25 protein-coding genes are annotated in these 23,983 nt (G+C 64.1%); 12 read left to right on the forward strand and 13 right to left on the reverse strand.

What is annotated here, in order from left to right; genetic code table 11:
- Positions 1-38 precede the first annotated feature (38 nt).
- The 3 genes from ACTS1Z_RS08625 to ACTS1Z_RS08635 form a co-directional block, all read right to left on the reverse strand.
- Positions 39-314, reverse strand: a complete 276-nt coding sequence (locus ACTS1Z_RS08625) for a GlsB/YeaQ/YmgE family stress response membrane protein (protein ID WP_442624079.1) — start codon at positions 312-314, stop codon at positions 39-41.
- Between the two features lie 220 nt (positions 315-534).
- Complete coding sequence (sciP, locus tag ACTS1Z_RS08630; RefSeq protein ID WP_299324554.1) at positions 535-834, reverse strand: CtrA inhibitor SciP; 300 nt, start codon at positions 832-834, stop codon at positions 535-537.
- A gap of 242 nt (positions 835-1,076) precedes the next feature.
- Positions 1,077-1,262 carry a hypothetical protein gene (locus ACTS1Z_RS08635; RefSeq protein ID WP_442624046.1) on the reverse strand — a complete coding sequence of 62 codons (186 nt, stop codon included), beginning with the start codon at positions 1,260-1,262 and terminating at the stop codon, positions 1,077-1,079.
- 161 nt (positions 1,263-1,423) lie between these two features.
- On the opposite strand from ACTS1Z_RS08635, the gene mnmA reads away from it, so the two are divergent.
- Both mnmA and ACTS1Z_RS08645 read left to right on the forward strand, forming a co-directional pair.
- Positions 1,424-2,536 carry a tRNA 2-thiouridine(34) synthase MnmA gene (gene mnmA, locus ACTS1Z_RS08640; protein ID WP_442624047.1) on the forward strand — a complete coding sequence of 371 codons (1,113 nt, stop codon included), beginning with the start codon at positions 1,424-1,426 and terminating at the stop codon, positions 2,534-2,536.
- Positions 2,536-2,916 carry a hypothetical protein gene (locus ACTS1Z_RS08645; RefSeq protein ID WP_442624048.1) on the forward strand — a complete coding sequence of 127 codons (381 nt, stop codon included), beginning with the start codon at positions 2,536-2,538 and terminating at the stop codon, positions 2,914-2,916. Before mnmA ends, ACTS1Z_RS08645 begins: the two co-directional genes overlap by 1 nt.
- 4 nt (positions 2,917-2,920) lie before the next feature.
- On the opposite strand, the gene ACTS1Z_RS08650 is transcribed toward ACTS1Z_RS08645, so the two are convergent.
- A complete protein-coding gene (locus tag ACTS1Z_RS08650) occupies positions 2,921-3,250 on the reverse strand; it encodes a hypothetical protein (protein ID WP_442624049.1) in 330 nt (109 codons plus the stop codon).
- 24 nt (positions 3,251-3,274) lie between these two features.
- Here ACTS1Z_RS08650 and ACTS1Z_RS08655 point away from each other — a divergent pair, with 24 nt between their 5' ends.
- The gene (locus tag ACTS1Z_RS08655; protein WP_442624050.1) at positions 3,275-4,405 is read left to right on the forward strand and encodes a serine hydrolase domain-containing protein; all 1,131 of its coding nucleotides are present in this window, start codon (positions 3,275-3,277) and stop codon (positions 4,403-4,405) included.
- 154 nt (positions 4,406-4,559) lie between these two features.
- Positions 4,560-6,506 (forward strand): caspase family protein, encoded by a 1,947-nt coding sequence (locus ACTS1Z_RS08660; protein ID WP_442624051.1) that lies wholly within the window; start codon positions 4,560-4,562, stop codon positions 6,504-6,506.
- An 87-nt stretch (positions 6,507-6,593) separates the two neighbouring features.
- Here the strand turns inward: ACTS1Z_RS08660 and ACTS1Z_RS08665 are convergent, their stop codons facing one another.
- Together ACTS1Z_RS08665 and pdxH are read right to left on the reverse strand one after the other, a co-directional pair.
- Positions 6,594-7,403 (reverse strand): PhzF family phenazine biosynthesis protein, encoded by an 810-nt coding sequence (locus ACTS1Z_RS08665; protein WP_442624052.1) that lies wholly within the window; start codon positions 7,401-7,403, stop codon positions 6,594-6,596.
- Between the two features lie 65 nt (positions 7,404-7,468).
- Positions 7,469-8,047 carry a pyridoxamine 5'-phosphate oxidase gene (gene pdxH / locus ACTS1Z_RS08670; RefSeq protein WP_442624053.1) on the reverse strand — a complete coding sequence of 193 codons (579 nt, stop codon included), beginning with the start codon at positions 8,045-8,047 and terminating at the stop codon, positions 7,469-7,471.
- Between the two features lie 83 nt (positions 8,048-8,130).
- Here pdxH and ACTS1Z_RS08675 point away from each other — a divergent pair, with 83 nt between their 5' ends.
- The 7 genes from ACTS1Z_RS08675 (at position 8,131) to ACTS1Z_RS08705 (ending at position 15,620) form a co-directional block, all read left to right on the forward strand.
- On the forward strand, positions 8,131-8,571 hold the full coding sequence (locus ACTS1Z_RS08675; protein ID WP_442624054.1) for an ABA4-like family protein: 441 nt from the start codon (positions 8,131-8,133) through the stop codon (positions 8,569-8,571).
- A gap of 61 nt (positions 8,572-8,632) precedes the next feature.
- Positions 8,633-9,592 (forward strand): DnaJ C-terminal domain-containing protein, encoded by a 960-nt coding sequence (locus ACTS1Z_RS08680; RefSeq protein ID WP_442624055.1) that lies wholly within the window; start codon positions 8,633-8,635, stop codon positions 9,590-9,592.
- Positions 9,593-9,616: 24 nt separating this feature from the next.
- A complete protein-coding gene (locus tag ACTS1Z_RS08685; RefSeq protein WP_442624056.1) occupies positions 9,617-10,588 on the forward strand; it encodes a YihY/virulence factor BrkB family protein in 972 nt (323 codons plus the stop codon).
- Positions 10,588-11,394 carry an enoyl-ACP reductase FabI gene (gene fabI, locus ACTS1Z_RS08690; protein WP_442624057.1) on the forward strand — a complete coding sequence of 269 codons (807 nt, stop codon included), beginning with the start codon at positions 10,588-10,590 and terminating at the stop codon, positions 11,392-11,394. Before ACTS1Z_RS08685 ends, fabI begins: the two co-directional genes overlap by 1 nt.
- Positions 11,391-12,461, forward strand: coding sequence for a chorismate synthase (gene aroC / locus ACTS1Z_RS08695; protein WP_442624058.1), 1,071 nt, complete (start codon positions 11,391-11,393; stop codon positions 12,459-12,461). Before fabI ends, aroC begins: the two co-directional genes overlap by 4 nt.
- Before the next feature lie 25 nt (positions 12,462-12,486).
- Positions 12,487-14,274, forward strand: a complete 1,788-nt coding sequence (locus ACTS1Z_RS08700) for an SLC13 family permease (RefSeq protein ID WP_442624059.1) — start codon at positions 12,487-12,489, stop codon at positions 14,272-14,274.
- Between the two features lie 62 nt (positions 14,275-14,336).
- A complete protein-coding gene (locus tag ACTS1Z_RS08705) occupies positions 14,337-15,620 on the forward strand; it encodes a dicarboxylate/amino acid:cation symporter (RefSeq protein WP_442624060.1) in 1,284 nt (427 codons plus the stop codon).
- A 9-nt stretch (positions 15,621-15,629) separates the two neighbouring features.
- On the opposite strand, the gene ACTS1Z_RS08710 is transcribed toward ACTS1Z_RS08705, so the two are convergent.
- The 3 genes from ACTS1Z_RS08710 to ACTS1Z_RS08720 are packed head-to-tail and all read right to left on the reverse strand — an operon-like array spanning position 15,630 to position 18,596.
- Entirely contained in the window at positions 15,630-16,376 is a 747-nt protein-coding gene (locus tag ACTS1Z_RS08710; RefSeq protein WP_442624061.1) for a hypothetical protein, read from the reverse strand.
- A gap of 4 nt (positions 16,377-16,380) precedes the next feature.
- Positions 16,381-17,412 carry an SO2930 family diheme c-type cytochrome gene (locus ACTS1Z_RS08715; protein ID WP_442624062.1) on the reverse strand — a complete coding sequence of 344 codons (1,032 nt, stop codon included), beginning with the start codon at positions 17,410-17,412 and terminating at the stop codon, positions 16,381-16,383.
- Positions 17,409-18,596, reverse strand: a complete 1,188-nt coding sequence (locus ACTS1Z_RS08720) for a parallel beta-helix domain-containing protein (RefSeq protein WP_442624063.1) — start codon at positions 18,594-18,596, stop codon at positions 17,409-17,411. The genes ACTS1Z_RS08715 and ACTS1Z_RS08720 overlap by 4 nt, the downstream gene beginning before the upstream one ends.
- Before the next feature lie 222 nt (positions 18,597-18,818).
- Between ACTS1Z_RS08720 and ACTS1Z_RS08725 the strand changes: the two genes are divergently transcribed.
- Positions 18,819-19,301, forward strand: coding sequence for an energy transducer TonB (locus ACTS1Z_RS08725; protein WP_442624064.1), 483 nt, complete (start codon positions 18,819-18,821; stop codon positions 19,299-19,301).
- Between the two features lie 118 nt (positions 19,302-19,419).
- Here the strand turns inward: ACTS1Z_RS08725 and ACTS1Z_RS08730 are convergent, their stop codons facing one another.
- From ACTS1Z_RS08730 to serA, 4 genes are all read right to left on the reverse strand, one after another.
- Positions 19,420-20,709: an adenylosuccinate synthase gene (locus ACTS1Z_RS08730; protein WP_442624065.1), complete on the reverse strand. Its 1,290-nt coding sequence runs from the start codon at positions 20,707-20,709 to the stop codon at positions 19,420-19,422.
- 102 nt (positions 20,710-20,811) lie between these two features.
- Positions 20,812-21,930 carry an ATP phosphoribosyltransferase regulatory subunit gene (locus ACTS1Z_RS08735; RefSeq protein WP_442624080.1) on the reverse strand — a complete coding sequence of 373 codons (1,119 nt, stop codon included), beginning with the start codon at positions 21,928-21,930 and terminating at the stop codon, positions 20,812-20,814.
- The gene (locus tag ACTS1Z_RS08740) at positions 21,927-22,322 is read right to left on the reverse strand and encodes an endonuclease domain-containing protein (protein ID WP_442624066.1); all 396 of its coding nucleotides are present in this window, start codon (positions 22,320-22,322) and stop codon (positions 21,927-21,929) included. The genes ACTS1Z_RS08735 and ACTS1Z_RS08740 overlap by 4 nt, the downstream gene beginning before the upstream one ends.
- 49 nt (positions 22,323-22,371) lie before the next feature.
- Positions 22,372-23,949 (reverse strand): phosphoglycerate dehydrogenase, encoded by a 1,578-nt coding sequence (serA, locus tag ACTS1Z_RS08745; protein ID WP_442624067.1) that lies wholly within the window; start codon positions 23,947-23,949, stop codon positions 22,372-22,374.
- Positions 23,950-23,983 lie beyond the last annotated feature (34 nt).

The following is a 23,983-nucleotide window of genomic DNA, read 5'->3' on the forward strand; positions in this document are numbered from 1 at the left end:
AAAATACGGCCGGCCCCTTTTCGTCTGCGCGCCGGGCCCTAGCGGACGCGGCCGCGCTGAATCAGGTTCATAATCAGCAGCAGCACGACGGCCCCGGCAAAGGCCACCGCCAGCGTTTCGAGATTGAACGGATTGTCGCGCATCCGTTCCGACGCGCCGCCCATGAACATGCCGTAGAGAAAGCGGCCGAGGATCGAACCGATACAGCCGACGACGATATTCCAGAAGATGCCCATCGATGCGTCGCGCTTCATGACGATGCTGGCGAGCCAGCCGATAATGCCGCCCATCACGAGCGCGAGAATGAAGTCCAACATGCGTTCCTCCCGTTAGTGCGCCCCGTTGTGGCGGCGCTTCCGAACATGCCCGGTTTACGCATGGCGATTGCCATGGGTTCCCCTTGGGCGATTTTCGTTACGGGCGTAGCTAGCCGGTTATGGGCCAAAAACAAATTCCCCGGCCGCCGACGGAGAGGGCGACCGGGGAATCCGTTGCTCGCTGGCGGCCGCTGCTCGGCCGTGCGACAAACCTGTCCTAATATTTCTGCTGGCGCTCGTAGAGCGACTTGTAATGCTGGAGCCGCGTCACGCGCAGGCCCGGCATGCCCGACCGGTCGATCGCCCGCTGCCAGCTGGCGAATTCCTCGACCGTAAGGTCATAGCGTTCGCACGCTTCGTCGACCGTCAGGAGACCGCCATTGACCGCGGCGACGACCTCTGCCTTGCGGCGCACGACCCAGCGGCGGGTCGACGGCGGCGGCAGCGTCTCCAAGGTCAACGGCTCCCCCAAGGGGCCGATAACTTGCGCCGGGCGTATCTTCTGGTTCTCGATCATTCTTTCCTCGATAGGATCAGCCGATCCGGGCTTGGTACGCAGCATTACGATGAACGCCTTATAAGCAAAGGCCGTTGAAAGAAGCCTAAAATGCCAAGGTAAACAGCCATTTTACCAAGCTTTCATTAGGGTTAATGGGATGTGCGAATTCGGCACGGAAGGGTTAAAACACCCCTTCAGAACCTGCCCCTGCCCAATGAACCGAGAATCCTCGCCAGGCGCCGATGGCGCGAACAGCGCGATCAGCGATTCAGCGATTCAGCGATCTTCATCTCACTATCGTTCCCCATCGCCAGCCGCGTCGCGAGCCGAGCGCTCGGCTGCGCAGCCTGCGCCGCAGCGTGCAGCGCGACGAGCGCCCGGAAGTCCGGCTTGATCCTGCCGGCAGCATCCATGCGGCCGCCAAATGGGGTGAAGTTCATCTCCATGACCGCCGCTATTACGCAGCAAGGCTGAAAACGTGGTAAAGGCGCCGGCAACGCTTTGGTGAGGAATTGCGGCGGAATCCGCGTATTTTGGTTAGCAAAGCAGAAATGGCGGGATGGATTGCCCTTTGCGTGCGGCGTTCCGAAACCCTAAATAGCGCGCCATGACCGAGACCGATTTCCAGTTGGACCGCCCGGCGGGCGAGAGCCGGATCGTCGTCGCCATGTCGGGCGGCGTCGACAGCTCGGTCGTGGCCGCGCTCGCCGCGAAGACCGGCGCGGAGGTGATCGGCATTACCTTGCAGCTCTACGATCATGGCGAAGCGACAGGCCGCACCGGCAGTTGCTGCGCGGGGCAGGATATCCGGGACGCACGCGCCGTCGCCGAAAAGCTCGGCATCGCGCATTATGTATTCGACTATGAGAGCCGCTTCCGGGAATCGGTGATCGACGATTTCGCCGACGAATATATGGCCGGGCGCACGCCGATCCCGTGTATCCGCTGCAACCAGAGCGTGAAGTTTCACGACCTGCTCGGCATGGCGCGCGATCTCGGTGCGGATTGCCTGGCGACCGGCCATTATGTCCGCCGCGTGATCGGCGAAGGCGGACCCGAATTGCATCGCGCCCATGATCCGGCGCGCGACCAGAGCTATTTCCTGTTCGCAACGACGCGCGACCAGCTCGACTATCTGCGCTTCCCGCTGGGCGGCATGCCCAAGGCCGAGGTCCGCGAGATTGCGCAGGAGCTCGGGCTCGCGGTGGCGCTGAAGCCCGACAGCCAGGATATCTGTTTCGTGCCCGACGGGGATTATGCCCGTATCGTCAAGAAGGTGCGGCCCGAAGCGGGCGAGGGCGGCGAGATCGTCACGCGTTCGGGCGAGGTGCTTGGCGAGCATAAGGGGCTCATCCATTATACGGTCGGACAGCGGCGCGGCCTCGAGATCGGCGGCCAGCCCGAACCGCTTTACGTCGTGAAGCTGGAGCCGGAGACGCGGCGCGTCGTCGTCGGTCCGAAATCGGCATTGGCGGTCAGCGCGGCGCGGATCGAGGATCTGAACTGGCTGGGTGAGAGCTATGACGGCACGATGACCGCCAAGGTTCGCTCGCTCGCCAAGCCCGGGCCTGCGCGCTTCGATGGCGAGATGGTGACGTTCGACCGCAGCGAATACGGCGTCGCGCCCGGTCAGGCGGCGGTGCTGTATCAGGGCGACCGCGTGATGGGCGGCGGCTGGATCGCGGAGACGGTGGCCGCGGAAGAAGCGCTGGCGGCCTGATGCGGTTCGCGCGCTGGACCTTCGGCATCGCCGCGGTTTGGGGCATCGCGATTATCGCTCCGCTCTATTTCCTCGAAAGCCGGATCGCGGCCGATTTCCCGCCGCCGGTCGCCCGCCCCGAACTCTATTACGGATTTGTCGGCGTCGTCCTCGCATGGCAGTTCGTCTATGCGCTCATCGCGATCGATCCCGTTCGTTACCGCCCGATCATGCTGATCGGCGCGCTCGGCAAGCTCTCCTTCTTCGGGGCCTGCACCATGCTCTATCTGCAAGGGCGCGTCGAAGCCGCGCTCGTCACCACGACGGCGCCGGACCTGCTGCTGGCGCTGCTATTCTGTCTGGCATGGGTGAAAACCGGCGGCATGGCGCGCCGCGGCTAACGGTCTAGTCGGCGCCGGGCAATGGCTCCAGCACGCAGCCCAAACCTTCGCGGAACTGCGCCGAGCGGCTCGCGAGCAGCGGCACGCTCGCCGTGATGCGTCTTTCCGCCTCGTCCTCGGTCATCGAGATCATCTCCATGCCGGGCTCGTAATCATTGTAGCAGCTCTCCATGTCGCGCCCGCCGATATAGCGGCAGGAGCAGACGACATGCGCGCCATAGCCGACACCGAGCTCCACCGTCGGCCGCATCCGCATCGCATAGACGATCACGGCGATCAGCAGGACCAGCAGCACGATGATCGTGCCGGTGAGGATTGGCCGCTTCACTTTCATGGCCGGCAGCCGTAGCGTGATGCGATGGTGAAGCAAAGATGGCTCGTCCCGATGGCCGCCGGCGCCGCTTTGGTAGCGATAGCCGCCGCGCCCGTCCTCGATACCGATCCGGCGGATGATGGGCTGTCCGCCGATGAACCGGCCGCCACCGAAACATCGACCGTCGCGCGCCCCGATATTACGCCCCTCGTCGACGATCTGTTCAGCGCGGATGTCGTCGGCGAAACGCGCGTCGTGCTCGTCATGCATGAGGGCGAGATCGTCGCGGAACGCTACGCGCCCGGATACACGGCCGATATGCGCTACATCTCCTGGTCGATGGCGAAGACGCTCACGGCGATGCTTGTCGGCTTTCTCGTCGAGGATGGCGTGCTGGAACTGGATGCGCCCGCGCCGATACCCGAATGGCAGGGCGAAGACGATCGGCGCGGGGCGATCACGCTCCGTCACCTGCTGCATATGGCGTCCGGGCTCGAACATACCGAGGTCAACGATCCGATCTGGGATTCGGATACCAACCGGATGCTCTTCACGAGCGGGACCGACGATATGGCGGGCTATGCCGTGTCGCAGCCGCTCGAAGCCGATCCGGGCGAAAAGTTCGAATATTCAAGCGCGACGACCGTTATCCTGTCGCGCATCATCGCCGATGCGCTGACCGACTCCGAGGATCCCGGCGAGCGCGCCGCCGCCTATCGCCGTTTTGCCGAACAGCGGCTGCTCGGACCCGCGGGTATATCGAGCGTCTTTTTCGAGTTCGACGCGAGCGGCACGCAAATCGGCGGCAGCCTGATCCACGCGACGGCGCGGGACTGGGCGCGGCTCGGCGAAGTCATGCGCACCGGGCAGGGGCCGGACGGCACGCAAATTATCTCGCCCGAATGGCGCTCCTTCATGCTGACCCCGTCGCCGCTCAACGGCGAATATGGCGGGCAGACATGGCTGAACCGGCCCGGCGGCGTGTACGATACGCCGGTGCTGTTCCCGGAGCGCGCGCCGAACACGCTGTTCGCGTTCAACGGACATCTGGGCCAATATATCATGGTCTCGCCGGAACAGGGGCTCACGGTCGTGCGGCTCGGCAACACGCCGGACGGCGAGTTGCGGGAGGCGGTCGTGATGCGGCTGGCCCGGATTTTCGAGGCGTTCGGTTAGTTCGAAAGCTGTGTTTCAGGTCATAGCGCTCGCGCCATTTGGCCGTTAGAGACACGCGGGAAGCGGCCGCAAAACGGCTTGCCGCTGTTCAGCCCCGCTTCACCGCAGCCATGCCATGGGGGTCATGGGTCGGCGCATTGGGGAAGGCACGGACATGAAATCGAAGATCTTGGCAAGTTGCGGCGTCGCGCTGATGGCGATTGCGCTGAGCCCGCCGGTGATGGGCCAGGCGCAGGACGGCGCATTGCGCTTGGGGCAGACCGCGCAGGGCGAGCTCGCGGCCGGCGATCAGGTGTCCGGCGGCAAGGACCAATATTATGACGAATGGACGGTACGCGCGGCCGCCGGCCAGCGCGTCTCCGTGATCCTCGAATCCGAGGCGTTCGATACCAAGCTCGAGGCGCGGCTGCCGGATGGCACGCGGCTCGTGAACGATGATAATCACTGGGTTCCGGAGACGACGAACAGCCGGTTGGACTTCGTGATGCCCGCATCCGGGGAACTCGCGGTGCGCGCCCAGTCTTTCCGCCCTTCGGACACCGGGGCCTATACGATCCGCCTCGTGTCCACCGAATCGCTGCAGGTGGCGGAGGCCGTCATCCCGCCGCAATCGATCGCGATCGGCCAGACGCGCAACGGCAGCCTCTCTTCGGACGGCGATGCAGAGGTCGCCGGCCGCTACACCGACCGCTACGTGTTCAACGGTACGCGGGGACAGCGCATCGACCTGCGCGCATCGGGCGATTTCGACACGATGCTGACGCTGATGGGCCCGGACAATTTCCGCGTGCGCAACGACGATGACAGCACGGCGCGCGAGCCGACGCTCAACAGCCGCGTGCTCGCGACGCTGCCGGCGGACGGCCAGTATACGATCGCGGTGACCAGCTATGGGCGCGGTTCGACGGGAGACTATGAGCTCGCGACCGGCCTGAACCGTAACGGCGTGGCCGACACCGCCACGGTCGCCGGCAATGCCGCGCCGCTCAGCTTCGGACGGACATTGACGAGCGAACTCGGCAAGGACGACGAAACGCTGGGCAGCGGCGAATATCTGGAACGCTACAGCTTCGAAGGCCGGCGCGGCCAGCCCGTGACGATCGATCTGAGCTCGGACGAGTTCGACACCTATCTGATCCTGCAATCTCCGTCCGGCGAGCAGGTCGATATCGACGATACCGGAGATTCGCTGAACAGCCGGTTCGAGCGCGTGCTGGAGGAAGACGGCATCTACACGCTGATCGCGACCAGCTATGCGCCGGGCGAAACCGGCACCTTCCGGCTCGCGCTGAGCGAGGGCACGACGCGCATTCCGGCCAATCCGGAACAGCGCCAGGTCTTCGCAATCTCGGTCGGCATCGCCGATTATGGCGGTAACACGTCCGATCTCAGCTTCACCGACAGCGATGCGGCGAAACTGTATCAGAAGTTCGAGGAACTCGGCATGTTGCGGCAGGAGAGCATCCTGCTGACCAACCAGGATGCGACGCTGCCAGCATTCCGCAGCGCGTTCCAGCGGGTCGCGGCGCAGGCCGGGCCGGACGATATCTTCCTCTTCTTCTTCTCCGGCCATGGCAATCAGGTCGACGATCCCAACGATCGCGGCGAACTGGACGGGCGCGACGAGACGCTCGTCTTCGGCGATGGCGAGGAACTGACGGACGACGATCTCGCCGCGATGTTCGCGAACATCAATGCGGGCACGACGATGATCGTGCTGGACGCCTGCTTCTCGGGCGGGTTCGAACGCGACCTGATAACGCGGCCCAACATGATGGGGCTGTTCAGCTCGGAAGAGGATCTGACGAGCCTCGTCGCGTCGGAATTCAACGCGGGCGGCTATCTGTCGCGCTTCTTCTCGGACGGCGTGGGCGGCCAGGCGGACGATAATGCCGACGGCAACATCACGGCCGGCGAGCTCGTCTCCTATCTCCGCTATCGCTTCCGCGAACAGTGCGACGGGCGCAACTGTATCGAGGCCGAAACCGGCGATGCGCAGCGCAATCACCAGGAACTGGTCGTGCAGCGCGGCAGCGTGCAGGTCGACGATATCCTCGTCACCCTGCCCGAACAGTTCGGCGTGATGGGCGGCGCGCGCTAGGGCCTACCCACACCGCTAGGTCTGAGCCAGTCGAAGCCCGATTCTCGGTCGGAGAGGCGCCCGTCGACAGGCTCAGGACTAACGGTTCTAGGGTAAGAAAAACTCGCCTTCGATAACGGTTGCGCAATGGCCGGACAGCACGGCGCGGTTTCCGTCGAGGCGGCATCCGAGATGGCCGCCGCGCGCGCTGGCCTGAAACGCCGTGAAACTGTCGCGGCTCAGCCGTTCGGCCCAGAAGGGCGTGAGCGCGGCATGGGCGGAACCGGTCACCGGATCCTCGTCGATCCCCCAGGCGGGAACGAAGACACGGCTGACGACATCCGTATCGCTGCCTTCGGCGGTGACGATTGCCATCAGATGGATATCGGCAAGCGCCTTGAAGTCGGGGCTGCAGCCGCGCACGGCGGCCTCGTCGGAGAGCCGGATGATCGCCGTGTCCTCGGCCGAGTCTGCGACCGAGAGGAACACTTCGCCATCGGGCGTGCCCAGTGCATCGAGCAGGTCGCGTCGCTCGGCCGGTTCGACGGGCGTAATGGGCAGGTCGAGTTCGTAGCCGCCGTCCGATCGCCGCACTTCCAACACGCCGGCCTTGCGCGTACGGAAGCGCGCCGCGTCCATATCCGGATTCTCGCTCAGCAGCAGATGACCGGTGGCGAGTGTCGCATGGCCGCACATCGCAACTTCGGCGCCCGGCGTGAACCAGCGCAGCTCGAAATCGGCATCGCGATCGTCCGTGGCGGGCAGATAATAGGCCGTCTCGCTGAGATTATTCTCGACAGCGATGGCTTGGAGGACATCGTCTTCCAGCCAGTTTTCCAGCGGCATCACGGCGGCGGGATTGCCGCCGAATGCGGTCTTTGAAAAAGCGTCGATCTGCACGAGGCGCAGCGTGGGCATGGCCTGTCTCCCTTCGCCACGGCGCATAGGCGCGCGGGAAGCGAGCCGAAAGCCCGATTATCTCGTCAGGGGTAAAGCAGACCTTCGTCCCAGCCGTCCGCCGTGCGCGTGAACACGCGGCGATGGTGGAGGCGGTGTTCGCGATCTTCCCAGAATTCGATGCGCTGCGGATCGAGGCGGAAGCCCGACCAGTGCGGCGGGCGCGGCACGTCCTGTCCCTCGAACCGCTCGCGCATCTCTTCGTAGCGCTTCTCGAACGTCTCGCGGCTGTCGAGCGGGCGCGACTGGTCGGAGGCCCAGGCGCCGAGCTGCGAATCCCGGCTGCGCGTGGCGAAATAGGCGTCGCCTTCTTCGTCGGACACGCGGCTCACCGGGCCTTCGATCCGCACCTGGCGGCGCAGCGATTTCCAGTGGAAAAGCAAGGCCGCCTTTTCGGTGGCTAGCAGCTCCTCGGCCTTGCGGCTTTCGAGATTGGTGTACCAGACGAAGCCGCGTTCATCATGCCCCTTGAGCAGCACCATGCGGACCGAGGGCTGATGGTCCGGCGTGGTCGTGGCGAGCGCCATCGCATTCGAATCGTTGATCTCGCTGGCCCGCGCTTCGGCGGCCCATGCGGTGAATATGGCGTGTGGATCGTCGGTCATGCCGGGGCTTCTAGGGCAGCCGGGCATCGTCTATCAACGCCGGAAATCAATTCGATGAACGGCAAGCGTTCGGGGGGAACGATATGGATTGGCCGACGATATTCAGCATGGCGAACCTGTTCGCGCTGCTTGCCTGGGTGGCGCTGATCTTCGGACCGCGGCGAGAGATCGTCTTCACGATCCTGCGCGAGGGCGCGGTCGGCCTGCTCAGTCTCTTCTACGCGACGCTGCTGATCTATCTGATGGTCTTCGCGCCGGCGCCGGGCGGCGAGGCACCGGATTTCTCCACCATCGAGGGTGTACGCACGATCTTTGCGAACGATGCGGGGCTAACGCTCGGCTGGGTCCATTATCTGGCGTTCGATCTGTTCGTCGGCCTGTGGGTTGCGCGCAACGCCGATGCGATATCCCTGTCCCGTATCGTGCAGGCGCCGATCCTGCTCGCGACCTTCCTTTTCGGGCCGCTCGGGCTGTGCATCTATCTGATCGTCCGCCGCATCCACGGCTTGCCGAAAACCGCTTGAAAAAGAGGGAACTCTCCCCCATTTCGATTGTTGTATTTTTGCAACAGTTGGCTAATGGGACATGATGTACGACACGGACACTATGGCAGCAGATCCTTACGCTACTCTGGGAGTGTCGCGCGGCGCGAGCGAAGCGGAGATCAAGTCCGCCTATCGCAAGCTCGCGAAGGAACTGCATCCGGATCGCAACAAGGACAATCCGCAGGCGGCCGAGAAATTCTCCGCGGCCACCAATGCCTATGACCTGTTGAGCGACAAGGACAAGCGCGCCCAGTTCGACCGCGGCGAGATCGATGCCGACGGCAATCCGACGCATCCGTTTGCCGGCGGCGGCTTCGGCGGCGGCCGTCCGGGGCGCGAGGGCACGCATTTCGAATTCTCCGAAGCCGGCGATATCGGCGATATCTTCGAAGGCCTGTTCGGCGGCGGGGGCCGGAGTACGAGTTCGTCGCGCGGGCCGTTCGGCGGTTTCGGCCGGCGCCAGGCGCCGCCGCGCAAGGGCGCGGACATGGGCTACAAGCTCGCCGTGCCGTTCGAGGCGGCCGCGCGCCTCGACGACCAGCGTATTACCCTGTCGAGCGGCAAGACCATCGATCTCAAGCTGAAACCCGGCGTGGAGACCGGTACGCAGATGCGTCTCTCTGGACAGGGGCAGGAAGGCCCTGGCGGCGCGGGCGATGCGATCGTCACGATCCTCGTCCAGGACCATAAATTCTTCGAGCGCGACGGCGACAATATCCGGCTCGACATTCCCATCGGTCTCGACGAGGCGGTGCTCGGTGCGAAGATCAAGGTGCCGACCGTCGACGGCCCTGTCATGCTGACCGTGCCGAAAAATGCGGCGTCCGGCAAAACGCTGCGGCTCAAGGGCAAGGGTTTCCACAAGAAGGGCGGCGGCCGGGGCGATCAGCTCGTGAAGCTCGAAATCGATCTGCCCGAAGACGACAAGGATCTCGCCGAGTTCGTGAAGAGCTGGAAACCCGGCAAGCCGCAGAATCCGCGCTCCGAATTCGGTGTCTAAATCCATGCACATGCGGTTTGGCTTTTGACGCACGAAGCTTCGCAATCGCCTGAGGCGCGCCGCAGGCTCGACGAGCTTCGGATACGCGAGGGGCGGCCGCTCGAACGACCCGAGCCGCGCACCTGGGGCTGGACGACGCTGAAGCGCATGGCGGAGGGCGTCTATGCCGAGGGCTTCGTCCATGCGGGCAATCTGGCCTTCATGGCGCTGCTCGCGCTTTTTCCTTTTTTCATCGTGCTCGCGGCGATCGCGCAGATCGTCGGGCGGACGGAGGATGGCCTGCAGGCCGTTTCGGTGTTCCTGCAAAGCGTGCCGCCTACCGTCGCATCGGCGCTGGAGGACCCGATTGCGAGCGTGCTTTCGGCACGGACCGGCAATCTCTTGTGGATCGGCGCGGCGATCGGCCTCTGGACCACCACCAGTTTTATCGAGACCATTCGCGAAATCCTGCGCCGTGCCTATGGGACCTCCTATGGCCGGCCCTTTTACGAGTACCGCCTTTTCTCGATCGGGCTGGTCATAATCGCCGTTGCGCTCGCCTTGCTCGCCTTCGCGCTCCAGTTCCTGATCACGGGTCTCGAACAGTTCATTTATGACGTGCTGCCCGTACTCGAAGAGTATCGCGTGCTCGTCACCATCTCCCGCGTCGTGCCCGCTTTGGCCATTTTCCTCGCCTTCTATCTCGTCTTCTGGACGCTGACGCCGCGCGAATACCGGGCGCGGCGCTACCCGAAATGGCCGGGCGCGTTGCTCGTGACGGTGTGGTGGCTGGGTACGACCGCGCTGATGCCGATCGTGCTGTCCAACCTCATCAGCTACGACCTTACCTATGGCAGCCTTGCCGGCTTCATGCTCTCGATGATGTTCTTCTTCGTGATCGGCTATGGCGTTGTCGTCGGTGCGCATTTCAACGCGGCACTGGCGGAAGTGCCCGAAAGCGAGCTAAGGGAGCGGTTAGGCGAAGCTGCGCCTGAAATTCAGATCGAGGAACCGTAATGGCGGGATTGATGGAAGGGAAACGCGGGCTGATCATGGGGCTCGCCAACAACAAGTCGCTGGCATGGGGCATCGCGCAGCAGCTTGCTGGCCAGGGCGCGCAGATGGCGTTCAGCTATCAGGGCGAAGCGCTCAAAAAACGCGTACGCCCGCTCGCCGAAAGCCTGGGTTCGGATTTTCTGATCGAATGCGACGTGTCCGACATGGACGCGCTCGATGCGGCATTCGCGACGCTGAAAGAGCGCTGGGAGACGATCGATTTCGTCGTCCACGCCATCGGCTTTTCCGACAAGAACGAATTGCGCGGCAAATATGTCGATACCAGCCTCGACAATTTCCTGATGACGATGAACATCTCGGTCTATTCGATGGTGGCGGTCACCAAGCGCGCGGCCGATATGATGCCCGACGGGGGCTCGATTTTGACGCTCACCTATTACGGCGCGGAAAAGGTCGTCCCGCATTATAACGTTATGGGGCCGGCGAAGTCGGCGCTCGAGACGAGCGTTCAATATCTCGCCATGGATCTGGGCCCCGACAATATCCGCGTGAACGCGATTTCCGCCGGGCCGATCAAGACGCTGGCCGCGAGCGGCATCGGCGATTTCCGCTACATTCTCAAATGGAACGAGCTCAATTCGCCATTGCGCCGCAATGTCACGATCGAGGATGTCGGCGGTGCGGGGCTCTACCTGCTCAGCGATCTGTCTGCGGGCGTTACCGGCGAGATCCACCATGTCGATAGCGGCTATAATGTGATCGGCATGAAAGCCGAGGATGCGCCCGATATCGCGCTCGAGAAATGAGCGTCAACAGCTTCGGCCATGTGTTCCGCTTCACGACCTGGGGTGAAAGCCACGGGCCGGGGCTCGGCGTTGTCATCGACGGCTGCCCGCCGGGGATCGCGCTTGACGAAAGCGATATCCAGCCCTGGATGGACAAGCGCCGTCCGGGCCAGTCGCGCCACACGACGCAGCGCCGCGAACCCGATGCGGTGAAGATCATGTCGGGCGTCTATGAGGGCCGCACGACGGGCACGCCGATCCATCTGATGATCGAGAATGTCGACCAGCGATCGAAAGACTATTCGGAAATCGCGGCGAAGTACCGGCCCGGCCATGCGGACTATACTTATGACGCGAAATACGGTTTCCGCGACCCGCGCGGCGGCGGGCGGTCTTCGGCGCGCGAAACGGCGGCGCGGGTGGCGGCCGGGGCGGTTGCGCGCAAAGTGCTTGGCGAGGATGTCAGGATCCGCGGCTACCTGACTGAACTTGGCGGCATTCCGATCGACCGGTCGCGGTTCGATGATGCCGCGATCGATACCAACAGCTTCTTCTCGCCCGATTCCATTGCGGCGGAAGAATGGGAAGCGGCCGTCGATGCGGCGCGCAAGGACGGCAATTCGCTGGGTGCCGTTGCCGAATGCGTGGCGACGGGCGTTCCCGCCGGTTGGGGCGCGCCCGTCTATGCGAAGCTCGACGGCGAGCTGGCGGCGGCGATGATGTCGATCAACGCCACGAAGGGCGTGGAGATCGGCAACGGTTTCGAAGCCGCGCGGATCACGGGGCGCGACAATGCCGACCAGATGGCACCCGGCAACGAAGGCCCCCGTTTCCTTTCGAACAATGCGGGCGGCATTCTCGGCGGGATCTCGAACGGCGATACGATTGTGTGCCGGACGGCCTTCAAGCCGACCAGTTCGATCCTGACGCCGCTCAAAACGGTCACGCGCGATGGCGAAGCGACGGAGATTTCCACGAAAGGCCGGCACGATCCGTGCGTCGGCATTCGCGGCGTCCCGGTGGTCGAGGCGATGATGGCGCTTGTTCTCGCCGATCAAATGTTGCTTCACCGGGCGCAATGCGGGTGATAAACCAACTCGTTTGGGGGTAGAGTTGGAATCCATACAAGCCTTTATCGATGCCAATCAGGCGGTTATCGGCCTCGCGATCCTGGGCATCATGTTCGTCGCCTTTCTGTTCGAACGCTTCCCCGCAGCGGTCATCGCGCTGTTCGGCGCCTGCACGTTTCTGTTCCTTGGCATACTCGATTCCGACGGGCTGCTTTCCGTTTTTTCCAACCCGGCGCCGATAACGATCGGGGCGATGTTCGTGCTGTCCGGCGCGCTTCTGCGGACCGGTACGATCGACGCGCTGGCCTCCGGCATCGTCGCGCGCGCGGCGAAACGGCCGAAGCTCGCGCTGTTCGAACTGTTCATCGGTGCGTTCGTCGCCTCGGCCTTCATGAACAATACGCCGGTCGTGCTCGTGCTCATTCCGATCATGGCGCGGCTCGCCGAGGCGACCGGCATGTCGGTCAAGCGGCTGCTGATACCGCTTTCCTATATCTGCATCCTCGGCGGCACGATGACGCTGATCGGCACGTCCACCAACCTGATCGTCGACGCTGTCGCCCGGCAGGAAGGCATGGAAGCGTTCGGGATTTTCGAAATTTCGCCCTACGGCCTCATGGCCGCGCTCGCGGGCGCGGTGACGCTGGCCATACTGGGGCCGATATTGCTGCCCAAGGGCGATCCTACATCGCTCTATCGCAGTACCGAAGACACGGACTTTCTGACCGAGCTGATCGTGCCCGACGATGGCGACGTTATCGGCCGCAGATATAGCGAACTCGCGGCGCTCCGGCCTACGCGGCTGAAAGTGCTTTCGATCAAGCGCGGAGACGAATTCATCCGGCAGAACCTCGCCGAAGAAGTCGCCATGGCCGGGGATCATGTGATCATCCGCACCGACATGACCGAATTGCTGTCGCTGCGCCGCACCCGCCAGTTCGAAATGGGGATCGCCGGCAAGAACGGCCCGAGCGCGAACAGCGAAGCGCTGGTCGAGGCGACGATCGCGCCGACCCATCCGAGCCTCGGGCGGCGGCTGGCCGACATTCCGTTTCTCAGCCGGCTGCGGGTGCGCATCATCGGCATCACGCGCCACCGCCAGCTGCCCGGGCCGGATATGGCCAATGCGCGCATGCGCGCCGCCGACCATCTGCTGGTGACGGGATCGGAAGACGCGATCCGGCGCATGTACGAGAACCCGAACCTGCTCGGCGTCGGCCAGACGCGGACGCGCGAGTTTCGGCGCGACCGCGCGCCGATCGCGATCCTCGCGCTGGCGGCCGTCGTCACGCTCGCCGCGCTCAATATCGTTTCGCTGGCCGTCGCCGCGATCCTCGGCATGGGCGCGATCCTCGCGGCGCGCTGCATCGACGCGGAAGAGGCCTGGGGATCCATCGACGGCAACGTGCTGATCCTGATTTTCGCGATGCTGGCGGTCGGCGTGGGGCTCCAACAGGCGGGCAGTGTCGGGCTGATCGTCGGAGCGATCGTGCCGATCCTCGAAACGGTGCCGACCTGGTCGCTGATCTTCGTCGTCTATATCCTTTCGGTGCTGCTGACCGAGATCGTCACGAACAACGCGGTGGCCGTCATCGTTACGCCTATCGTGATCGGCCTCGCAAACCAGCTCGGCGTCGATCCGCGACCGCTCGTGATCGCGGTGATGTTCGCGGCGTCGGCGAGCTTCGCAACGCCGATCGGCTATCAGACCAACACGCTCGTCTACGCGGCCGGCAATTATCGCTTCCTCGATTTCGTAAAGGCCGGTCTGCCGCTGACCGCGGCCGTGGGTTTCACGACCTGCTGCACGATCGCCTTCCTGTTTGCCTAGCAGTTGCGGTGCCGCTGATCGGCCGGTAGCAAAGACGCGCCATAGGGCGGGGGAGATGTTGCGTGCTCAGGAAATGGTTTGAAATCCCGCTCTGGCAGCGCGTCGTCGCGGCGCTGATCCTCGGTGGCATTACCGGCTATATCTGGGGCCCCGGCGCCGAAAGCATCAAGATTATCGGCGATATCTTCATCGATTTCATCAAGATGCTGATCGTGCCGCTGATCTTCTTCAGCGTCGTCGCCGGCGTCGCGTCGATCGGCAATATCGGGCGGCTGGGCAGCGTAGGCTGGCGCGCGATCCTGCTGTTCGTGGTGACCGGGCAGGTCGCGGTATGGCTGGGCCTTGCGCTCGGCACCTGGTTCGAGCCGGGTATCGGCGTCGACACCGCCAACCTGCAGATGGGTGAGGTCCCCGACCCGGACCAGCCGACCTGGCAGGAGATGATCCGCTCGATGATACCCGTCAGCCCGGTCGACGTGATGGCCAAGGTGCAGGTACTGCCGCTGATCGTCTTCTCGCTGCTGGTCGGGATCGGCATCCTGCTCGCGCGCGGTGATGTCGAGGATGACGACGAGGCGGAGACCGACGCGGGCGTACAAGGCGCCGCCATGATCGCCAAGATCTTCGATGGCGGCGCACTGATCTTCCAGAAGATCACGATCCTGGTGATGGAACTGACCCCGTTCGGCGTCTTTGCGCTGATCGCCTGGGTGGTCGGCACGCTGGGCCTCGAAGCGGTCTACGCGCTCGCGAAGCTGGTGGGCATGAACTATCTCGGCTGCCTGCTGATCATCGGCGTCATGTATGTCGGCATCCTCGCCTTTCTCGCGCGGGTTTCGATCATCGGCTTCTTCCGCGGCATGATCGATGCGATCGCGGTCGCCTATTCGACCGCGAGTTCTTCCGCGACCCTGCCGGTGACCTTGCGCTGCACCCAGCGCAATCTCGGCGTCAGCCGGCCAACGTCGAGCTTCGTCGTCTCATTGGGTTCGACCATCAACATGGACGGCACCGCGATGTATCTGGGCCTCGCCACCCTGTTCGGCGCGCAGATGTTCGGCGTCGATCTGAGCATGACCGACTATGTGACCATCGCGATCCTGGCGACGGTCGGTTCGATCGGGGCCGCGGGCATTCCGGGCGCGGGGCTGGTGATGATGGGCGCGGTCTTCGCGGCGGTCGGCGTACCGCTCGAAGCGATCGCCTTCATCGCCGGGGTCGACCGGATCATGGACATGATGCGCACCGCGACCAATGTGACCGGCGATGCCACGGTGACGGTGACGACGGCGAGCATGCTTGGTGAGCTCGACACGGAAGAATTGCGGAGCGCCGACGATATTTAGGCCCTGACCCTAAGCGCGCCGGACGCCGATCACCGTGCCCTTGGTGCCGTCCTTGACCAGCTCGAAATCGAAATCCGGATAGGCCTTGGCCCAGCGCCGGCGCAGGATGCGTTCGCCCGGCCGTGCGCCATCGTCGAGCATCACCATCCCGCCGACCGCGATCTTGTTGAAGGCCTGGGCGGCGCCGCCGCGCGTGAACGGGTGGATGGTCCAGCACGGCCCGTCGATCAGCATGAGATCGATATCGTCGGGCAGCGCGCCATGATCGTACCACAGCCCGTCCCACGGATCGGGCGGCGCGGTCAGCGGCACGGCGTGCATCTCGGCCGACAGGTCATGCTCGGCTAGCCATTGGCGTGTCGCGTCGACAAAGTCTGCATGCTGGTCGAAGCTGATCAGACGCCCGCCATGGCCCGCCATCTGCAACGCACGCGCGGCGATCAGGGTGGACGCGCCCGCGCCGAACTCGACGACCGTCTGCGGTTTGGTCGTCAATATCCGGTCGGCGATCTTGCCCAGCAGCGCGACATCGGCCTTCCAGCTCCCAAGATTGGGCAGTGCGTCGGGCGGCAGCTCGAGCCGCGCCAGCAATTCCTGCTTGTCCGTCTGGCTCCCCCCGCGCAGCGAGCGCAACAGCCATGGCCATTGGATCGCGCCGATGCCAAGCAGCGCCGCCCAGTCGGCCGGTTTCCGGTCGAACGCCGCCTCGTCGGCATGCGCGCGCGGCAGGAACTGGGTGGACTCGCGCGAGGTCATGCGTTCAGCTCCGCTCGTCCATCGCGGCGATATAGCGCTCGATCAGCGCGATGCCCTCTTCGTGCAGCATGCCGCGGCCGAGTTCGGGCATGGCGACCCCGGGATCGCGCGAGCGCATGCGATAGACGAAGATGGAGCGTTCGGGATGGCCGGGCTCGATATCGTAATCGCGCCCGCCGCTGCCGCGCCCTGCGGCGACTGGGCGCTTGAGGATACCACGCGCGACCTCGTCCATCTCGTTATAGCCGAGGAAGAGGCCGGAGTTGCTCGCGCTGCCCGTGCGGCTGTGACAATGGGCGCAATTGATATCGATATAGGCGCGGGCGCGTTCGTCGAGCGTGCCGTCGCTCTCATCGTCCCATACGGGCACGCGCGGCGCATCGTCCGGCGCGCGATCGAGGATCGACCAGTCGACCCATTGGGCGAGCCGCCGGCCATCGTTGAGGTTGCGCGCGTTCGGCCCGATCAGCGCGATCTCGTCATTGCTCGAATGGCAGGTCTTGCACTGATTCTGGTTGGGCACGCGATAGTCGAGCGATTGCTGTTCGCCCTGTGCGTCGATCCACGTCACCGGGATACGCCGCCCGGCGCGGCGCAGCACGGCATCCGTCCCGTCCTCGTTCCAGACATAGGGCAGCGCCACCCAGCCATCGGCACGGCGCAGCAGCACGCGGGTTTCGAGCCAGCGGACCGGGCTGTCCGCATCGCGGAAATCGGCCGGATAGCCGAAACTTTTGATCAGCGCGCTGCCGACCGGGAATTCGAACACACCATCGGCATTATAGGTCGCCGTCTGGCCTTCCGGCACATAGACGAAGCGGTTCTTCACCGCATAATCGCTGAAAAGCGCCGTGTTGAGTTCATAGCCGACGACCCGGTCGTTCGGCGTATGGCCGATGCCGTCGGTGAAGAAATGAAATTCGGAGAGGTTCCGCGGTAGCGTATCGCCGGTGATCAGGTCCTGTGCCACGGGCGCGGGCGCGCTGGCGCTGACGAGCGCCAGCCAGCCGGCCATGGCCGCCAGCGCGCGGATCACCGGAGCGCGGCCTCCATGCTGTCCGGCAGCACGACCGCCTGCAGCTCGGCCGATCCCGCGCCATCGCTCAGATCGGCGGGCGCGGGTTGCGCTTCCTGGAAAGGCTGGCGCAGCCGCGTCAGTCCGAGCGACAGCACACCGATATCGTCCGACACGCGGATGCCTTCGCCCTGGCCGTCCCAGATGATCGGCGGCAGGTCGCCGCCCAGTGCCGCCTGCAACTCCGCACCGCCGTCGAAATCGGGATTATAGCCGGCCGGGCCATAGAGATTGTCTCGGATCGTGACGTTCAGCGGATAGGGATTGTAGCGCTCATCGTCATAATCGTTCGGATAGGCGACCAGCAGGATGTTTCCCGATCCGTGATCGGCCATGATGTTGTTGAACACTTCGACATTGCGATGCGCCATCACCATCACGCCCATGCCCGCCGGCACGGTCGCGACGATATTGCCCTCATGCGCGAAGTTGGCGGTGTTGTTGTCATGGATGAAGTTGCGGAACACGCGCACAGAATGGCCGCCGACCTGCGGGATGCTTGGCAGGTCGAAGACGAGGATGCCGCCCGTATTGTGGGTCGCGACATTGTCGTAGACGTCCGCGTAGAAGCTGTTCTCAATCTCGATACCCGCGACGTTATAGTGGACGTTGTTGTTGCGCACGACGATCTGCTGGGACTGGCCGACATAGATGCCGGCGTCCGACGATCCGATCACCGTCGAGCCATCGACCAGCACATGCGTCGATTCGACCGGATAGATGCCATAGGCGCCATTGTCCGGATGCGGCCCGCGCGTCCATTCGACGCGGATATTGTGATAGACGATCCGGTCGGCTTCCTTGGATTTGATCCCGTCGCCGCGCGTATTTTCCACGGCGAAATCGCGCAGCACCACGTCATCCGACGTGACAAGCAGCCCTTCGCCAGACCCGACCTGGTTGCTGAAATCGAGGATCGAGGCGTCCGGCCCCGCGCCGCGCACGGTGACATTGGCGACGTCGAGCGACAGCCCGTCGGTCAGCTCGAACCGGCCCGGGCCGATTTCCACGGTATCGCCTGGCTCGGCGATGATCAGCGCTTCCTGAAGGCGCTCCTGCGCGTCCGGCCCGGCTTCGACGGTATGGGTGGCGGCGAATGCGCTGGTCGATGCCAGCAGCATCGCAGCGGCGGCGATATATTTCATGGCGACGTCCTCTCCCTTTGACGTGTGCGGAAACTAGCGCAGGTGTGGGGGAGGGGGCAATATAGAGAGCTACGAATTGCACGAAACTGATTTTGAACGAGGTTTCCTATCTTGAAGTCGCGAGCAGTAGTTGTTTGGTGCGCCATGTGGAGTTCAATGGCGTGTGCTACGCCACCTGCACCGCTCCAGATCTCTGGCTGGGCGCTTGGTGACGCGATTCTAATGCCCTTGGGGTCGATACATTCGGAACTTCGAGTGCATCAAAGCGAAGATCATAGCCGGGCCGTCTCAATCACAACGCCGGCGTCCCGAGTAATCGTCCCACATGATTATCCAACTTCAGGGCTCAGGTTGGGCATGTTGGGAGAGGTGGAAGCCCGACTTTTCATCGGACAAACTGGTAGCGTGGAGAGCTGTTACGTTACCGCGACTTCAGGGTATGCTCGACTTGACGAGACGGTGTGCAGATATGTCAACCGTCGCGGGCGTTTCGTTCCTGCCTCCGATTTACAAGGCGATCCGACCACTGGCGTTGTGTTCATCACGACATGCTTTTGGATGTCGCCCGAACAAGCGCTGTCGCGCCGTGAAGCTGAACAAGATCGGTTTGCAGAATCTATCTCTCGGCTACCTTCGGTGCCTGGCGCTCGCGAAGAGATTTGTCCAAGGCTTGGCCCGCCTGCAGACGAGCGCCGCACCGATTAAAGCTTAAGGTCTGTGCTCCTGCGTAGGCAGGAGCCCAGTTCCGCACTGTCGGTTAGCGGCTTCGTTCAGCCACATTACTCCCGGGTCTGGATTCCTGCCTTCGCAGGAATACGAACACTCAATCCGCAAAAGGATCGCGCACCAAAATCGTGTCCTCTCTTTCCGGGCTGGTGCTCACCAGCGCCACGGGGCAACCGATCAACTCTTCCACACGCCGCACATATTTGATCGCCTGGGCCGGGAGTTCGCTCCAGGTGCGGGCGCCGGCGGTGGATTCGCTCCAGCCTTCCATCGTCTCATAGACCGGCGTCGCGCGGGCCTGTTCGCGAGCGTTCGGCGGGAGATAATCGTAATGGACGCCGTCGACATCGTAGCCGATGCCGATCTTCAGTTCCGCGAATCCGTCGAGCACGTCGAGCTTGGTGAGCGCGATGCCGCTGACGCCGGAGACGGCGCAGGTCTGGCGCACCAGCGTCGCGTCGAACCAGCCGCAGCGGCGCTGCCGCCCCGTCACCGTGCCGAATTCATGGCCGCGTTCACCGAGGCGCTGGCCATTCTCATCGTCCAGTTCGGTCGGGAAGGGGCCCGCGCCGACGCGGGTCGTGTACGCCTTGACGATGCCGAGTACGAAGCCCGCGGCACTCGGGCCGAGGCCCGAGCCGCCCGCCGCCGTGCCGGCGATCGTGTTCGAGCTGGTGACGAAGGGATAGGTGCCGTGATCGATATCGAGCAGCACGCCCTGCGCGCCTTCGAACAGGATACGCTGGCCCTGTTCGCGCGCCTCGTTGAGCGAGCGCCAGACGGGGCGGGCGAATTCGAGCACGAAATCGGCGATCTCGGAAAGATCGTTTAGCAGCCGCTCGCGGTCGATCGGCGCTTCGTTGAACCCCGCGCGCAGCGCATCGTGGTGCGCGCAGAGCCGGTCGAGCTGCGGCCCGAGTTCGTCGAGATGCGCAAGATCGCAGACGCGTATCGCCCGGCGGCCGACTTTATCCTCGTAGGCCGGGCCGATGCCGCGCCGGGTCGTGCCGATCTTGCCCTTGCCGCTCGCATCCTCGCGCAGCGCGTCGAGATCGCGGTGGATCGGCAGGATCAGCGGGCAGTTCTCGGCGACCTGAAGGACGTCGGCGGTGATTTCGACGCTCTGGCCGCGCAGTTTCTCGACCTCGTCGCGTAGCGCCCAGGGATCGAGCACCACACCATTGCCGATGAAGCTCGGCGTGCCGCTGACGATGCCCGAGGGGAGCAGGGAGAGCTTGTAGGTCGTGTTGCCGATGACGAGGGTGTGGCCCGCATTGTGGCCGCCCTGGAAGCGCACGACGCAATCGGCGCGCGCGGACAGCCAGTCGACGATCTTGCCCTTGCCCTCATCGCCCCATTGGGCGCCGATCACGGTAACATTGGCCATGGAAGTTTCGCTTTCGCTTGGGGGTTACGCTCCGCTCCTAATTCCCCGGCGCGCGCGCGTCCACGCCGCTATTCACCGGGCCGGGCGTCAGCGGCGAGCAGATTAGACGGGGACCGGATCCTCGCCGTCGAGCCGATGGGTGCAGCCGAGGCTTTCCGCGCTCTCTGCCTCGGTCAGCGCTGCAACGGTGCGCCAGCCATCGGCGCGCAAGCGCTGGGCGAGCGCGGCATCGGTGCCGAGCGGGAGGAACAGGCGGCGCTTGTCTTTCGCGCCGAGCCCCGCATCGACGAGCGGATCGAGATAGAGCGAAAAGCCCATCGCCGGTTCCTCCCCGTCATCGGGGCCGCAGATCGTGTAGCTGCCGCCGCGGCCGATCTCCCCGGCGATGCCCGCGCCGAAGAGCGAGAAGCCGAGCCAGCTCTGATATTCGAAGCCGTGGCGTTCGGTCGGATCGAGCGTGATCGTGGCGCGGCCGTCCAGCGCCGCCGCGATCTGTTCGACACCATCGAGCCGCGATTTGAGTGCGCCGCCCGCATCGATCGCCCGCATGCGTTCAAGCGCGCGGTCCACGGGGCCGGCCGCATGGATCAGCGGCAGATAGGCGTCGGCGCCGAGCGCCGCTATCGCGCCCGCATCCTTCTCGTCGAGCTCCGCGCGTACGGGTTCGACGAGTTCCGGCGCAAGCGGGAAAGGGCCGTCCGCGAGCGTCGGTACGAGGTCCGGCAGGGTAAGGTCGACCGTTATGTCGGTAACGCCTGCTTCGCTCAGTGCATCCACCGCCACGGACAGAATTTCGCTCGCGGCCGCGATACTGTCCGCGCCGATCAGTTCCGCGCCGGCCTGTATCAATTGCCGTTCGGGGCGGAGCTGGGTCGCGCGCAGTTTGAGGATTTCGCCGCCATAGGCGAGCCGCAACGGACGCGGCCGGCCGGCCATCCGTGTCGACGCGATCCGCCCGATCTGCGCGGTGATGTCCGGTCGCAGCGCGAGCGTCCGCCGCGAGACGGGATCGATAATGCGCAGCAGGTCCTGCGCGCCGTCCGACTTCAACTGCCCGACCAGCCCCTCCTCGAACTCGGCGAGGGGCGGGGACACGCGCTCATAGCCATAGGATGCGACGCTGTCGGTAACAGCGCGCAGGAGCCGTGCGGCGGCCTCCGCCTCGGGCGGAAGCCGGTCACGCAGCCCCTCGGGCAGCAATCCGGGCGGTATCGTCTTCACCATTCCCTCTCCCCGCCGGGGAGAGGGCCAGGGAGAGGGGTATCTCCGAGCTTCTCTTCGATAGCTGTGAGCACACCTTCCAGATTGTCCAGCACATCCGAATTTGTGAAGCGCATGATCCGATAACCTTGTTTCTCCAGAAAACGTGCACGCTGGAGCTCATTCTCGTCAGTCATGTCATGCGTATCGCCATCGATCTCAATAACCAAGCCGAGCGCGCGCGAAGCAAAGTCGACGATAAAGGGCTCGATAACGACCTGACGGGAAAATTTGGTGTTGCCGAGCCGCTTGGCGCGTAGTGCCAGCCAGAGCGTTCGTTCCGCTGGCGTCGGTTCACGCCGCATCTTCTTCGCCCGGGCGAGAAGCACGGGATCGATTTTCCTGTACGTCATTTGTCCGCCCCTCTCCCTAACCCTCTCCCCAGTGGGGAGAGGGGATTTATTAGAAGCGTAACGCCTTGACGGTTTTCACGCCTTCCAGGTTGCAGACGTTCCACATCACCGGCTCTTCGACCGGCTGGTCGACGGACAGGAGCAGCACAGCGTCGCCGCCGCCCTCGCGCCGGCCGAGATGGAAGTTGCCGATATTGACGCCCGCTTCGCCGAGCGTCGTACCGATGCGGCCGATAAAGCCGGGCGCATCCTGGTTGACGACGTAGAGCATCGCGCCGTCGAGATCGGCCTCGATATTGATCCCGAATAGCTCGACGAGCCGCGGCACATCCTCGCCGAACAGCGTCCCGGCGACCGATTTCTCGCCCTCTTCGGTCATCACCGCAACGCGCACCAGCGTATGATAGACGCGCTCGCGGTCATGGCGGATTTCGCGCACGTCGAGACCGCGCTCTTTCGCCAGATATGGCGCGTTGACCATGTTCACCGTGTCCGAATAGGCGCCCATGAAACCGGCCAGCACCGCGCCGGTAATCGGCTTCTGGTTGAGTTGTGCCGCCGCGCCCTCGACTTCGATCGAAATGCCCTTGACCGCGTCATGCGCAAGCTGCCCGACAAGCGAGCCGAGCTTTTCGGCAAGCTTCATATAGGGCTTGAGCTTCGGCGCTTCCTCGGCCGACAGCGAGGGCATGTTGAGCGCGTTGGTGACGCCGCCATTGACCAGATAATCCGCCATCTGCTCGGCGACCTGAATCGCAACATTGACCTGCGCCTCGGTCGTCGAGGCGCCGAGATGCGGGGTCGAGATCAGCCCCGGCGTGCCGAACAGCGCATTTTCCTTCGCCGGTTCCTCGGCATAGACGTCGAGCGCCGCACCCGCGACATGGCCGGATTCGAGCGCGTCCTTGAGCGCGGCCTCGTCGATCAGGCCGCCGCGCGCGCAGTTGATGATGCGCACGCCCTGCTTCGTCTTGGCCAGCGCGTCAGCGGAGAGAATGCCGCGGGTCTGATCGGTCAGCGGCGTGTGCAGCGTGATGAAATCCGCCCGGCCGAGCAGCGTATCGAGATCGACCTTTTCCACGCCGAGCTCGATGGCGCGTTCCTCGGTAAGGAAGGGATCATAGGCGATCACCTTCATGCGCAGGCCGAGCGCGCGTTCGGCGACGATCGATCCGATATTGCCGCAGCCGATGAGCCCGAGCGTCTTGTGGGTCAGCTCTACACCCATGAATTTGGACTTTTCCCATTTGCCGGCCTGGGTCGAGGCGTCGGCCTGCGGGATCTGGCGGGCGAGGGCGAACATCATCGCGATCGCGTGTTCGGCCGTCGTAATCGAATTGCCGAAGGGCGTGTTCATCACCACGACGCCTTTCGCGCTGGCCGCCGGAATGTCGATATTATCGACACCGATGCCGGCCCGGCCGATCACCTTGAGGTTGGTCGCCGCTTCAAGGATGTCGGGCGTCACCTTGGTCGCCGAGCGCACGGCGAGGCCGTCATACTCGCCGATGATCGCTTTCAATTCTTCGGGATCAAGGCCGACCTTCTCGTCGACCTCGCAGCCGCGCTCGCGGAAAATTTCGGCGGCGCGGGGGTTCATCTTATCGGAAATCAGTACTTTGGGCATGGGATTACCTCCTGCTGTATTCCTGCGAGGGCAG

This window comes from Parasphingopyxis sp., from assembly GCF_052168295.1.
GTDB lineage: Bacteria > Pseudomonadota > Alphaproteobacteria > Sphingomonadales > Sphingomonadaceae > Parasphingopyxis.